This window comes from Antarctobacter jejuensis (assembly GCF_052266595.1).
GTDB classification, from domain to species: Bacteria; Pseudomonadota; Alphaproteobacteria; order Rhodobacterales; family Rhodobacteraceae; genus Antarctobacter; species Antarctobacter jejuensis.
On record NZ_JBQQXJ010000013.1, the window covers coordinates 45,035 to 58,552 of the forward strand.

The window sequence follows — 13,518 nt, forward strand, 5'->3', positions numbered from 1 at the left end:
GGACCGGACAAAGGAAACGCTGAAATACAAGGAGGCCTGACATGGCTGACAACACAAACGATCAGGGGATACGCGAGCCGGAAGGCGCCGCGGACCTGATCGAAACCGATTACGAGATCGGTCAGGACAACATCGAAACACAGATCGGCCCGTTCGGATTGGACATTCACAACCCGGTCTTCATGATCTCGGGTCTGTCGATTGTCGCCTTCGTTTTTGGGGCGCTGATCTTTCCGGAATCTGCCGAAACCTTTTTCGGATGGCTGCGACCGGCGCTAACCAGCACCTTTGACTGGTTCTTCTTGATGGCGGCCAACATCTTTGTCCTATTTTGCCTGCTTCTGATCGTGTCGCCTATGGGCAGCGTGCGTCTGGGCGGGGCGGACGCGCAGCCCGATTACGGTTACGCAGGCTGGTTCGCGATGCTCTTTGCCGCGGGCATGGGGATCGGCCTCATGTTTTTTGGCGTCCTTGAGCCCGCGTATTACTTTGGCACGCCTTGGGGCGATGAACCTCTGGGTGTGGTACGCCCCTTTGCCGAAGACGGCAGCCTGATTGAAGCGAACGTGCAGGAAGCGCGCCGCATGGCGCTGGCCGCCACATCCTATCACTGGGCGCTGCACCCGTGGGCCATCTACGCCATCGTCGCTCTGGCGTTGGCCTTGTTCTCCTACAACAAGGGGCTGCCGCTTTCGATCCGCTCTGCCTTTTACCCGATCCTGGGCGATCGCGTCTGGGGCTGGTGGGGTCACATCATCGATACGCTGGCGGTTTTTGCGACGCTCTTCGGCCTTGCCACATCTCTTGGGGTCGGCGCGCAACAGGCCAATGCCGGGCTGGATTACATCTATGGCATTCCGTCCAGCGTCACGGTGCAGGTCATCCTCATCATCGGGATCACCGCCATCGCGCTGATTTCGGTGCTTCGCGGACTCGATGGCGGGGTCAAGATCCTGTCCGAAATCAACATGGTGATTGCAGCGGCGCTGTTGTTGTTCGTGTTGTTTGCGGCCGGAGCGGGAACGATCATAACTGAATTCGTTGCGGGTCTTGGCGCCTACGGACAGGAAATCTTTGCTCTGTCCAACCCCTTCGGACGCGAAGACACGGGATACATGCAGGGCTGGACGGCCTTCTACTGGGCGTGGTGGATTTCCTGGTCGCCCTTTGTGGGCATGTTCATCGCGCGCGTCAGCCGGGGGCGGACGGTCCGGGAATTCGTGATCTGCGTTCTGATCATCCCGTCCTTTGTCTGCGTCTTCTGGATGGCGACCTTCGGAGGCTCGGCAATCAGCGACATGATCGCCAACCCGGAAACGAGCTCGGTCAAGGCCAATGTGATCGATGCCTACAAACCCGAATTGTCGCTCTTTGCGATGCTCGACGGTTTGCCGCTGTCGGGGATCACCTCGACCATCGGTATCGTGCTGGTGATCGTATTCTTTGTGACCTCGTCGGATTCCGGTTCACTGGTCATCGATACGATCACCGCCGGCGGCAAGATCGACGCGCCGGTCCCGCAGCGGGTGTTCTGGTGCACATTCGAGGGGCTTGTCGCCATTGCGCTCTTGCTGGGCGGCGGGCTGACCTCTCTGCAGGCCATGGTGATCTCTACCGGGTTGCCGTTCACCTTGATCCTTCTGGTCATGTGCGTCGCGATCTGGAAAGGGCTGCGGTCCGAACAGGCCAATACCTGATCGGGCTCCGACCCTCTTCAAAGGCCCCGGCACAGCGCCGGGGCCTTTCGCGTTTTCGGGGTCAATCGCCGGGTTGACGCCGCCGGTCCGGCGGGCATTGTCGCAGGATCATCAGTGCAAAGGGGCCATCATGCTGGATGTCGATTTCGTGCGGGCGCAGTTTCCGGCCTTTGCCGAGCCTTCCTTGCAGGGGCAGGCCTTCTTCGAGAACGCGGGCGGCTCTTACGCTTGCGCGCCCGTGGTCGATCGGCTGAGCCGCTTCTACCGCGAACGCAAGGTGCAGCCCTATGCGCCCTTCGCGGCCAGTCAGGCCGCCGGTGCGGAGATGGATGAGGCGCGGGCGCGCATGTCCGCGCTGCTGGGGGTGGCGCGGGATGAACTCAGCTTTGGGCCCTCGACGACGCAGAACACCTATGTGCTCGCGCAGGCCTTTCGTCAGTTCATGCAACCGGGAGAGGCCATCGTCGTCACCAATCAGGATCATGAGGCCAATTCCGGCCCGTGGCGGCGGCTGGTGGCGGACGGCATCGAAATCCGCGAGTGGATGATCGACCCGCATACGGGCCATCTTGACCCCGAAGAGCTTGAACCGCTTCTGGACGAAAAGGTGCGGCTGGTCTGTTTCCCCCATTGTTCCAACGTGGTCGGAGAGATCAACCCGGTGACGGAAATCACCGCGCTGGCCCATGCTGCCGGGGCCTTTGTCTGTGTCGATGGCGTCAGCTATGCGCCGCATGGCTTCCCCAATGTCGGAGAGCTTGGCCCCGATATTTACCTCTTCAGCAGCTACAAGACCTTCGGCCCCCATCAGGGGCTGATGGTGGTGCGCCGGGCACTGGCAGAGGTGCTGCCCAATCAGGGGCATGTCTTCAACGCCGGGTCGCTGACCAAGCGGTTTACGCCCGCTGGGCCGGATCATGCGCAGGTCGCGGCCTGCGCCGGGATGGCCGATTATGTCGATCAATTGGCCGCGCATCACGCCGTCGAGGCGCATGAGGTCCATGACCTGATGCGCGCGCATGAGATTTCCTTGTTGCAGCCATTGCTGGATGCGGTGGCAAACCGTGATGGAGTGCGTCTGCTGGGCCCGGATGAGGCATCGCGCCGCGCGCCGACGGTGGCTCTGGCCCTGAACAGAAACGCCGAACAGGTCGCGGCGCGGCTGGCCCAGCATGGCGTCATGGCGGGCGGTGGCGATTTCTACGCGGTGCGCCCCTTGCAGGCCATGGGCATCGACCCAGCAATGGGTGTGCTGCGGCTGTCCTTTGTCCATTACACGACCGCGGAAGAGGTCGCGCAGGTCATCGATGCGCTGGACGCCGTGCTCTGACCCTTGTCCTATGCCCGAACGCGCTATCTGCTTGACGGGCAACACAAAGGCAGGAGAGCCCCTTGTCCGAGACCTCCCCGATCCTCGTCTGGTTCCGGCGCGACCTGCGCCTGTCCGACCATGCCGCGCTCAGCGCTGCCGTAAAAACCGGACGGCCGGTGATTCCGGTGGTGATCCGCGACGGGCTGGTCGACGGACTGGGAGCCGCGCCCAAGTGGCGCTGGGGCTTTGGGGTTGGCCATCTGGCCGAGCGTCTGGCCAAGCGCGGCTCAAAGCTGATCCTGCGGTCGGGCAAGGCGGTGGATGTCCTGACACAGCTTGCCCAAGACACGGGGGCAGGGGCCGTCTACTGGATGCGGGCCTATGACCCCGACAGCGTTTCGCGTGATACGGATGTGAAATCTGCACTGAAAGAGGCGGGGCGCGACGTGCAGAGCTTTGCCGGGCACCTGATGTTCGAACCCTGGACGGTGGAGACCAAGCAAGGCCAGTACTACAAAGTCTACACGCCGTTCTGGAAATCGGTCCGGGACCGCGAGGTGGCAGAGCCGTTGCCGATCCCAGGCAAATTGCCCGCGCCGGCGGCTTGGCCCGCAAGTGAGGACCTTGACGATTGGGCGCTGGGCCGCGCCATGGATCGCGGTGCCGCCGTCGTGCGCCCCTATGTCCGGCTGGGCGAAGAGGCCGCACAGGACCGGCTGGCCGAGTTCATCGACAACAGCGTCGGGCAATACGACGAAAGGCGCGACCTGCCGTGGACCGACGGCACCTCTTGCCTGAGCGAAAACCTGGCGGTGGGGGAAATCACACCCGCCCAGTGCTGGCACGCGGGGCGGCGCAAGATGGAAGAGGGCAGCAAGGGGGCCGAAACCTTTCTCAAGGAGTTGGTCTGGCGCGAGTTTGCATATCACCTGCTGTGGCACACCCCCCGCATCGCCACCGACAACTGGCGCGAGGAATGGGACGCCTTTCCGTGGAACACGGACGAGCGCCTGAAAGAAGTGCGCGACTGGAAGCGCGGTTGCACGGGGATCCGCTTTGTCGATGCGGGCATGCGCGAAATGTACGTTACGGGCCGCATGCACAACCGGGTGCGCATGGTCGTGGCGTCATACCTGACCAAGCACCTGCTGACCCATTGGAAGGTGGGGATGAAGTGGTTCGAGGATTGCCTGATCGACTGGGACCCGGCCTCGAATGCGATGGGATGGCAATGGTCGGCCGGGTCCGGGCCGGACGCGACACCCTATTTCCGGGTGTTCAACCCGGTCACCCAGCGCGAGAAATTCGATCCGAAACGCCGCTACGTCGACCGTTGGATCGCGGAGGGGCAAAAATCCCCGTCCGACGAGGCGCTCAGCTATTTCGACGCCATTCCCCAAAGCTGGACCATGCAGCCGGGGGATGACTACCCCGACCCGATTGTCAGCGCCGACGAAGGCCGCAAGCGGGCGCTTTCGGCCTATGAGAACCGTGGGTTCTGATCTGCGGGCGCGGTCAGTTGGAAACGCCGCCCATGCGATCCATCTTGACCCAGCCGCTGGAAGAGCCCGCATAGGCGATCTTGCACACCGGCTTGGCATCCGAGCAGGTTTCGACAAAGCCGCCCGAACCGGGGGCGAGCGTGGCGACCTTCTGGGTCAGTTCCATGTCGCTGTAGATCGCGACCGGCAGGGCCGACATGTTGTAATAGGGAATGTCGCGCGCCACGTTGCGCTCCCACGAACCACCGGTTACCTGCGGCGCGGGCTGAACCTGACGTACGGGTTCGGAAAGCGACAGCGGCGCCGGAGAAGGAGCGGCGGACGCTGCGGGGGCCTGCGTTTCGGCCTTCTGGAGCCCCACGAAGCTCATCATCTTGCCGCAGCCGGACGTTGCAATCGCCAGCAGGCATACTGCCGTGAAATGTATTTTCATCTGTCCTCTCCCGTTTCAAGGGAATGTTTCGTCCCGGACTACCTACAGGAAACACCATGTTTGCCGGATTCCAAAGCACAAATCCTTGTCAACAAGACCTCGCGCCATAAACTTTCCACGAATTGATCCAAGGCAGGGATGCTCATGCTCCTCACTGATACGCACGGCCAAGCCAATCTTCCGCGATACTTCGCGCGGGTCTTCGAGATGGCGAACAGAATGGAGCGCGGGACACTGGACTTTGTCCTGGACGACGGGCGGGTGTTTCGCGCCCGTGGGCGCGCTGCCGGACCGGTCGCCGAGCTTCGTCTGCACGACGACGACGTGTTTGCCCGCCTGATCCGCGAGGGCGACCTTGGGTTCTGTGAGGCTTACCTCGATCAATGGTGGTCAACGCCGGATCTGATCGGTTTTCTGGACCTTGTGCATGCCAACGAAGAGATGTTCGACGGCTATCCCGGCGGCGGTCTGGTGCGTGCCTTTGAACGCTTTCGCTTCTGGTTGCAGTCCAACAGCAAGCGGCAGGCGCGCAAGAACATCTCGCACCACTACGATCTGGGAAATGATTTCTACCGGCTTTGGCTGGATGACACGATGACCTATTCCTCGGCTCTGTTCATGACCGGTCAGGAGAGCCTCGAAAAGGCGCAGGAGGCGAAATACGCCTCTATGGTGGACCAGATGGGGGCGCAGCCGGGCGACCACGTGCTGGAAATCGGCTGTGGTTGGGGCGGGTTCGCGGAATATGCCGCCAAGGAGCGCGGGCTGCGCGTGACCGGCCTGACCATCAGCAAGGAGCAATTCAATTACGCGCAGGAGCGCATCGCTCGCGCCGGGCTGTCGGATCGCGTCGATTTCAAACTGCAGGATTACCGCGACGAGCGTGGCACCTATGACGGGATCGCGTCCATCGAGATGTTCGAAGCGGTGGGCGAAAAGTACTGGCCGGTCTATTTCGACGCCGTCAGGGCACGGCTGAAACCGGGCAAGACGGCGACGCTGCAGATCATCACGGTGCAGCACAAGCGCTGGGAAATTTATCGGCGGGGCGTGGATTTCATCCAGAAATACATCTTTCCGGGCGGCATGTTGCCTTCGCCAGAGGTGCTGCGGGCCGAGGTGGAGAAAGCCGGCCTGCACGTGGTGCGCAGCCTGGAATTCGGCGAAAGCTATAGCCAGACGCTGCGCCGCTGGCACGAAACATTCAACGATCGCTGGGACGAGGTGGCCTCGCTTGGCTTTGACGACCGGTTCCGCAGAATGTGGAATTTCTACCTCGCCTCTTGCGCGGCGACCTTTCACAGCGGTAACTGTGATGTGACCCAGATCACAATAGCAAAGCCAAGCTGACAGATGCCCAACGCCGCGAAACTCTTTGCTGCCCTCAGTCTCGCGCTGGTGGGATGGATCGCGTCGGACATGATCAAGCCCTTGCTGCCCTTCAGTGTCGACTTTGGGTGGTTCAATTATGTGAACGCGACGATCGGCTTTCTGGTGGGATGGCTGTTCCTTGGCCCGCGCGCGGGACAGGGGCCGACGGCAGTGATCAACAACGGCATCACCTCGGCGGTGGTCATGGTGGTTGTCGGTCTTTTCGTTCAGGCCACCAATGAAATGGTGCGCCTGTCTTTTGCCCGTCGCTATGACGACCCGTTCGAGGCGGTCGCCGCGATTTTCGAGATTGTCATCGAATACGCGGTTATCCTTTGGGACGTGCAGTTGATCATTGTCCTGCTTGCCGGGGGGATCATCAGTGCCTTCGTGTCCGAAGTTGTGGGCAAATTCTGGAGGTAATCCCCTGTCTACGCTGTTTTTCTACGGCACGCTGCGGTACGCGCCGCTGCCGGAGCTGATCCTCGGGCACATGCCTGACATGGAACCGGCGCGTCTGCCCGCTCACGCTGCGGTCTGGGCCGAAGGGCAGGCCTTTCCGATGATCGTCGCCCGCGAGGGTGCCGAGGCCGAGGGGCTGCTGGTCCGCAACCTGAGCGACGAGGACCGCGCGGCGCTGGATTATTATGAGGGCGGGTTTGTCTACAAGACGCGGGTCATGACGGTGCAGACCCATGATGGCCTGGTCGAGGCGGGGGTCTTTTTCCCGGAAACGGACAAGTGGCAACCGGGGGCCGCGTGGTCGTTGGACGACTGGGCCGAAAAATGGGGCGGCGTCACTCTGGGGGCTGCGCGTGAGTTGATGGACCGGCGCGGGGCTTATTCCGCGCAGGAGGCGGCGGGGATGCTGCCGTTCTTCCGCGCCCGGGCATGGGCGATGCAGATCGCCGCGACCGGGGCGCCGCAGACGTTGCGGCGCAAGAACGCGCCGGAGGATGTGGAGTATCAGGGTCTGCGCGGACAGCCCTACAAGGGGTTCTTCCGGATTGATCCGTTTCGGCTGCGCTATCGGCGCTTCGATGGGGAATGGAGCGCGCCGCTGGAGCGGGAGTGTTTCATCGCCTTCGACGTGGCTTTGGTGCTGCCCTATGATCCGGTGTTGGATAAGGTGCTGCTGATCGAGCAGATGCGCTTTGGCCCCATCCATCGCGGCGATCCGGCGGCTTGGGTACTGGAGGCGGTGGCCGGGGTGGTCGACGCGGGGGAGACGCCGGAAGAGGCGGCGCGGCGCGAGACGGTTGAGGAAGCGGGCGTGGAGGTCCGTGAATTGAGGCTGGCGGCGCGGGGCTATGCCTCTCCCGGGTATACGACCGAATTCTATCACTCTTACGTGGGGCTCTGCGACCTTTCCGGCCGGGACAAGGGCATGGGCGGTCTGGATGAAGAGCATGAGGATATCCGCAGCCATGTGGTGTCTTTCGATCATGCGATGGAGCTGGTGGAGACGGGGGAGATCAACGCCCTGCCGCTGGCGATGCTGATCAATTGGGTGGCAGCGCGGCGGGATCAGTTGCGGTCGGCCTGAGGGTGTGTCCACGCGTGGACAGCTTAGGGGGAATGCAGAATCAATGGGTTACAGAGGCGGTTTTACCTTTTGGTAACGTTCGGGCGGGCCGTGAAACGGCGCGCGTCCCGGTCTGGACGGCCGGAACATGGCTGCGCCCGGCGTCCCCTGCCGTTGGAGCGGTCAGCCGTCAAGCAGCGCCGCCAGCGCGCTCTGGGGCCGCACCACATCCGCCAGTGTATAGCCGTCCAGAGTGGCAAAGAACGCCTCTTGTGCCTGCGCCAGCGGCCCTCGCAACCCGCAGGCGGGCAGGATCAGGCAGGAGGTGTTGGCCCCGAAACACTCTGCTACCGGATCATCGCGTTTCATCGCCCGCACCACGTCGCCAATGCGGATCAGCTCTGCACTGCGGCCAAGGGTCAGCCCGCCGTTGCGCCCGCGTTCGGACCGCGCAAAGCCCTCTGCCACAAGCTGTGTCGCGACCTTGGACAGGTGATGGTCCGACAGGTCAAAAAGTGCGGCGATCTGCGATGTCGGCACGCGGTCAGGCGACCGCACGGCCAATGTCATCAAGATCCGCAAGGCGTAATCGGTGAATTTGTCCAGTTGCATGGCCTTTATTTAGCATTTGAAATGCGCATTTGACAGTGCTAGATAATGCGCATCAAAAATACCAAATAAAGGCGATTCCCATGACACTCTCTGATGCCTTCCTGTGGCCAGGAACCAAGGTCTGCGAAAAATTGGGCGTCGACCCGGAGGGTGAGGCCGGATTGCTGCGCTGGATGGTCAACACGCTGGTCTATCTGGTGCTGAGCCTGACCGTTGTTTGGGTGCTGGTGGTGTGACCATGCCGCCGCGCATTCCCGTCACCGTGGCGCAGATTGAAACGGTTGTGGCCCGGTTCTACGCCCGCGTGCGCGTCGACCCGGTGCTTGGGCCGGTGTTTGCCGCCCATGTGGACGACTGGCCGCCGCATGAGGCCAAGATCGTGCGGTTCTGGCGCAACGCCCTGTTGTTGGAGCGCTGCTATAACGGCAATCCGATGCAGGTGCATGCCGCTGCGGGCAATGTCAAAAGCACGCATTTCACGGTCTGGCTGTCGTTGTTCGATAGCGTTCTGCAAGAGGAACTGCCGCCGATGCTGGCCGCGTCTTGGTCGGCGCTGGCCCATAGGATCGGACGCGGGCTGAGCTATGGGCTGCCGTCGTCCTGCGGTGCGGAGATGGTGCCCGATCTGGGCTGATTTCGGCCAAGCCTGACGCCGCACGGTTGCCGACTGTCGCGGCCCCTCATGTCTTTATTCTGAAAAATGTGCCGGGCGGTGCAACCCGGCAGCCGGTTTGCGCGTTGACGCGGTCAATGGGACCGCGATGGCGCGTTGCCCGGGCCGACCCGTACAGGCGGAGCCGGCCCTGCGGCGCGCGTCATCGGCTTGAGTTCCCCCCACCTCGGCCCTACACCAAGGGAATTAGGTTTCGAAAAGGACATGTCTCATGCGTAACTCGCAGGATCTCGCACAGGCGGTCGGCCAGACCCCGCTGATCAAGCTCCGCAAGGCATCGGAAATGACGGGCTGCGAGATCTGGGGCAAGGCCGAGTTCATGAACCCGGGCCAGTCGGTCAAGGATCGCGCGGCGCTGTACATCATCAAGGATGCCATCGCCAAGGGTCAGCTGGAGCCGGGCGGCACCATCGTCGAAGGCACCGCCGGCAACACCGGCATCGGTCTTGCGCTGGTTGGCGCGTCGATGGGGTTCAAGACGGTGATCGTCATGCCCGAGACCCAGAGCCAGGAAAAGAAGGACATGCTGCGGCTGGCCGGTGCCGAATTGGTGCTGGTGCCTGCGGCGCCCTACAAGAACCCCAACAACTATGTGCGCTATTCCGGTCGTCTGGCCGAGGAGCTGGCCAAGACGGAACCGCATGGCGCGATCTGGGCGAACCAGTTCGACAACGTGGCCAACCGTCAGGCGCATATCGAGACGACCGGCCCCGAGATCTGGGAGCAGACCGGCGGCAAGGTCGACGGGTTCATCTGCGCGGTGGGGTCGGGCGGCACGGCGGCCGGTGTCGGCATGGCGCTGCAGCCCAAGGGCGTGAAATGCGGCATCGTCGATCCGATGGGGTCGGGGATCTACACGCTGTATACCCAAGGTGAGGCCAAGGCCGAGGGCAGTTCGATCTCCGAGGGGATCGGGCAGGGGCGGATCACCGCCAACCTTGAAGGGTTCAAGCCCGATTTCCTGACGCAGGCCACGGACGAAGAGGCGCTGCCGATCGTGTTCGACCTGCTGTCCGAAGAGGGGCTGTGCATGGGCGGATCCACCGGCATCAACGTCGCGGGCGCCATCCATATGGCGCGCGAGATGGGGCCGGGCCACACCATCGCGACCGTGCTGTGCGACTATGGCACGCGCTACCAGTCCAAGCTGTTCAACCCGGACTTCCTGCGCGACAAGGGCCTGCCGACCCCGCCCTGGATGACGCGCGGACCGTCCAGCATTCCCGGCGTATTCGAGGACGCATGACCCTAATTCGCACTGCTTCGCAGGCGCTTCTGGCGCTTTTTCTGGCTGTTTCGCTCTGGACCGGCGCTGTTTTCGCGCAGGTTTCGGTTGAGGACTATTCGCGTTGGGAAACCATCGCGTCCCGCGCCGAATCCATGGTGGACGCGGGACGCGCCGAGGACGAGCGGTTCGAGGCCATCCGCCAGCAGGTGGCAGAGTGGCGGGAACAGTTTCTGGCGGCACAGCGGGCCAATGCCTCGCGCATCCAGACGCTGCAGGCGCAACTGAGTGCGCTGGGTGATCCACCGGCGGAAGGCACGGAAACGCCGGAGATTTCCGAGCAGAGAAAGCTGCTTAGTCAGCAATTGGCCGAGCAGCGCGCGCCCGTCGTGCGGGCCGAAGCGGCCTATTCGCGGGCCAATGCGATCATCTCTGAGATCGACAGCATCATCCGAGAGCGTCAGACCGACGCGCTGCTGGAACTGGGCGCATCCCCGGTGAACCCGGTGTTGTGGCCCGCGGCGCTGACCGAGATTCAGGGCACCCTGACGTCGCTCTGGAAGGAAATCACCGACAATATCACCGACCGGGCAAACCGGACGCGGGCCATGCGGAACCTGCCGCTGGTGCTGTTGTACGTGCTGGTTGGCGTGATGCTGATTGCGCGCGGGTCGGTCTGGGCAAGGGCCGGGGTAGAGCGCCTGCGGGCGGGAACGCGGCGCGGCACCGGCGCCTTTCGGTTCCTCGTATCGCTGGGCAAGATCCTGTTGCCCTACCTTGGCATCGTCGCCCTGTTGCAGGGCGTCGAGGCGACCGGATTTGCCATCGACGACTGGAACGTCCTGCTGAACAAGCTGCCGATCTGGGTGGCGATGCTGTTCGGCATCCGCTGGCTGGCGGATGAGGCGCTGAACGACGACGATGAAATCGCGGCGCTGAAGCTGCCCGCCGATGAGCGGCCCGTGGCGCGCAGGCTGGCGAATGCGCTGGCGGCCCTTTACGTGGTGGAATCCATCGTCAGCACCCTGATCGAGCTTGGCGGGTGGTCTGCCGCGACGGCGGCGGTGGCACAGTTCCCGGTTCTGGTTCTGGCCGGTCTGATGCTGGTGCGGCTGGGCCGGGTGCGCAACGACGCGGCCATGGTCGGCACGCGGGAGGCACAAGAGGCGGGGCCGGGCGATTTCCGTCTGCGGTTTGCGCGCCTGTTGGGCCGGGCCTGTCAGATCATAGGGATCGCGGGGCCGGTGCTGGCGGCGATCGGCTATTTCCGCGTGGGCGAGTCGCTGGTCTATCCGGCCATTGCCACGCTTGCGCTTGTTGGCCTGATCATGGTGCTGCAGCGTTTCCTGACCAGCCTGTACGAGCTTGTTTCCCGCAAGGACGGGAAGGGCGGTGAAAGCCTGTGGCCGGTTCTGGGCGGCTTTGTCCTTGCCATGCTGGCGCTGCCCTTGTTGGCGCTGATCTGGGGCGCGCGCGAGGCGGACCTGACAGAGATCTGGGCCCGCGCGCAGGAAGGCATCAGCATCGGCGCGACGCAGATAACGCCGATGACCTTCTTTGTCGTGATCGCCGTCTTTGCGGCGGGATACCTGTTGACGCGTTTGCTGCAGGGGGCGCTGCGGACCTCTGTCCTGCCCAAGACGGAGATCGATCAGGGCGGGCAGAACGCCATCGTCTCGGGCGTGGGTTATGTCGGTGTCTTTGCCGCCGTGGTGACGGCGGTGACGGCGGGCGGTCTGGACCTGTCGTCGCTGGCCATTGTCGCCGGTGCGCTGTCCGTCGGTATCGGTTTCGGCCTGCAGAACATCGTGTCGAACTTTGTCTCCGGGATCATCCTGCTGATCGAACGTCCCATCGGCGAGGGCGACTGGATCGAGGTGAACGGCACCCACGGCATCGTCAAGGATATCTCTGTCCGGTCCACGCGGGTGGAGACCTTTGACCGTTTCGACGTGATCATCCCGAACGCCGACCTCGTGTCGGGGACGGTGTCGAACTACACCCGTGGCAATTCGCTGGGCCGGATCATCATCGAGGTGGGCGTGGCCTATGGCTCGGACACCCGCAAGGTGGAACGCCTGCTGCTGAACATCGCGCGCGAGCACGAAATGGTGCTGATGAACCCGGCGCCCGCAGTGGACTTCATGAACTTTGGCGCGGATTCGCTGGATTTCCGGATCCGGGCGGTTCTGCGCGACATCGGGCAGGGCATGGCGGTCAAGACCGAGATGCGCCACCAGATCAACGAGATCTTTGCCGAAGAGGGGATCGAGATTCCCTTTGCGCAGCGCGATCTCTGGCTGCGCAATCCCGAGGTGCTGGCCGATGCGGTCGAAGAACGCATGAGCGAGGCGCGCAAGTCCAGCGAGAGTACCTCGCCGCGTCCCTCCACCGCGGTCCTTGGCGACGAGCGGGTGGGCGACGAGGACGAAGGGTGAGCGATTTGCTGTACCGCGAGGACGCCTATCGCCGCGAGGCGGAGGGCGAGGTCATCGCGCTGACCGGAGAGGGCGGCATCGTGGTGTCGCAGGCGGTTTTCTATCCCACGGGCGGCGGCCAGCCCGGCGACAGCGGCTGGCTGGAATGGTCCGGCGGGCGCCTGCCGATCGCCACGACGGTCAAGGGCGAGGGCGGGGCTTCGGTCCTGTTGCCCTCCGAACCCGCCGCGCTGCCAGCGGTGGGCACAAAGGTGCTGCAGGTGCTGGACTGGGAACGGCGGCACAAGCACATGCGCGTGCACACGGCGCTGCACCTCTTGAGCGTGGTGATCCCGCTGCCGGTGACCGGAGGACAGATCGGGCCGGGAAGCGGGCGGCTGGATTTCCACATGCCGCAGCCGCCAGAGGACCGGGACGCGCTGCAACAGGCACTGAACGATCTGATCGACCGCGATCTGGAGGTCAGCGAAGACTGGATTTCCGAGGAAGAACTGGACGCGCGGCCCGATCTGGTCAAGACGCTGAGCGTCCAGCCGCCGCGCGAGGCCGGGCGCATCCGGCTGATCCGCATCGGGCGCGGCGGGGAGCAGGTGGACCTGCAGCCCTGCGGCGGCACCCATGTGGCGCGGACCGGAGAGATCGGCTGTGTCACGCTGGGCAAGATCGAGAACAAGGGCAAGCAGAACCGGCGGGTGCACATCGCCCTGTCGTGAGCGCGGACGGGAGGCTG

Annotated in this window: 13 protein-coding genes; 11 read left to right on the forward strand and 2 right to left on the reverse strand. The window is 63.5% G+C overall.

Going from position 1 to position 13,518, the window contains the following annotated elements; all coding sequences use genetic code 11:
• Window positions 1-41: 41 nt before the first annotated feature.
• The 3 genes from ACTXGA_RS17680 (at window position 42) to ACTXGA_RS17690 (ending at window position 4,511) form a co-directional block, all read left to right on the forward strand.
• Window positions 42-1,697 (forward strand): BCCT family transporter, encoded by a 1,656-nt coding sequence (locus ACTXGA_RS17680; protein WP_443395931.1) that lies wholly within the window; start codon window positions 42-44, stop codon window positions 1,695-1,697.
• A gap of 127 nt (window positions 1,698-1,824) precedes the next feature.
• Window positions 1,825-3,027: an aminotransferase class V-fold PLP-dependent enzyme gene (locus ACTXGA_RS17685; protein ID WP_443396011.1), complete on the forward strand. Its 1,203-nt coding sequence runs from the start codon at window positions 1,825-1,827 to the stop codon at window positions 3,025-3,027.
• 62 nt (window positions 3,028-3,089) lie between these two features.
• Window positions 3,090-4,511: a cryptochrome/photolyase family protein gene (locus ACTXGA_RS17690; RefSeq protein WP_443395932.1), complete on the forward strand. Its 1,422-nt coding sequence runs from the start codon at window positions 3,090-3,092 to the stop codon at window positions 4,509-4,511.
• 13 nt (window positions 4,512-4,524) lie between these two features.
• Here the strand turns inward: ACTXGA_RS17690 and ACTXGA_RS17695 are convergent, their stop codons facing one another.
• Window positions 4,525-4,944, reverse strand: a complete 420-nt coding sequence (locus ACTXGA_RS17695; protein WP_443395933.1) for a hypothetical protein — start codon at window positions 4,942-4,944, stop codon at window positions 4,525-4,527.
• Between the two features lie 144 nt (window positions 4,945-5,088).
• Between ACTXGA_RS17695 and ACTXGA_RS17700 the strand changes: the two genes are divergently transcribed.
• The 3 genes from ACTXGA_RS17700 to ACTXGA_RS17710 are packed head-to-tail and all read left to right on the forward strand — an operon-like array spanning window position 5,089 to window position 7,861.
• Entirely contained in the window at window positions 5,089-6,294 is a 1,206-nt protein-coding gene (locus ACTXGA_RS17700; protein ID WP_443395934.1) for a class I SAM-dependent methyltransferase, read from the forward strand.
• Between the two features lie 3 nt (window positions 6,295-6,297).
• Window positions 6,298-6,738 (forward strand): TrgA family protein, encoded by a 441-nt coding sequence (locus ACTXGA_RS17705; protein WP_443395935.1) that lies wholly within the window; start codon window positions 6,298-6,300, stop codon window positions 6,736-6,738.
• Window positions 6,698-7,861 (forward strand): NUDIX domain-containing protein, encoded by a 1,164-nt coding sequence (locus tag ACTXGA_RS17710; RefSeq protein WP_443395936.1) that lies wholly within the window; start codon window positions 6,698-6,700, stop codon window positions 7,859-7,861. Before ACTXGA_RS17705 ends, ACTXGA_RS17710 begins: the two co-directional genes overlap by 41 nt.
• A gap of 162 nt (window positions 7,862-8,023) precedes the next feature.
• On the opposite strand, the gene ACTXGA_RS17715 is transcribed toward ACTXGA_RS17710, so the two are convergent.
• A complete protein-coding gene (locus ACTXGA_RS17715) occupies window positions 8,024-8,452 on the reverse strand; it encodes an RrF2 family transcriptional regulator (protein WP_443395937.1) in 429 nt (142 codons plus the stop codon).
• An 80-nt stretch (window positions 8,453-8,532) separates the two neighbouring features.
• Between ACTXGA_RS17715 and ACTXGA_RS17720 the strand changes: the two genes are divergently transcribed.
• From ACTXGA_RS17720 to ACTXGA_RS17740, 5 genes are all read left to right on the forward strand, one after another.
• Window positions 8,533-8,688: a hypothetical protein gene (locus ACTXGA_RS17720; RefSeq protein WP_170940954.1), complete on the forward strand. Its 156-nt coding sequence runs from the start codon at window positions 8,533-8,535 to the stop codon at window positions 8,686-8,688.
• 2 nt (window positions 8,689-8,690) lie between these two features.
• Window positions 8,691-9,086, forward strand: coding sequence for a group III truncated hemoglobin (locus ACTXGA_RS17725; RefSeq protein WP_443395938.1), 396 nt, complete (start codon window positions 8,691-8,693; stop codon window positions 9,084-9,086).
• A 250-nt stretch (window positions 9,087-9,336) separates the two neighbouring features.
• Window positions 9,337-10,371 (forward strand): cysteine synthase A, encoded by a 1,035-nt coding sequence (locus ACTXGA_RS17730; protein WP_443395939.1) that lies wholly within the window; start codon window positions 9,337-9,339, stop codon window positions 10,369-10,371.
• Window positions 10,368-12,788 carry a DUF3772 domain-containing protein gene (locus ACTXGA_RS17735; protein WP_443395940.1) on the forward strand — a complete coding sequence of 807 codons (2,421 nt, stop codon included), beginning with the start codon at window positions 10,368-10,370 and terminating at the stop codon, window positions 12,786-12,788. The genes ACTXGA_RS17730 and ACTXGA_RS17735 overlap by 4 nt, the downstream gene beginning before the upstream one ends.
• Complete coding sequence (locus ACTXGA_RS17740) at window positions 12,785-13,501, forward strand: alanyl-tRNA editing protein (protein WP_443395941.1); 717 nt, start codon at window positions 12,785-12,787, stop codon at window positions 13,499-13,501. The genes ACTXGA_RS17735 and ACTXGA_RS17740 overlap by 4 nt, the downstream gene beginning before the upstream one ends.
• Window positions 13,502-13,518: the final 17 nt, after the last annotated feature.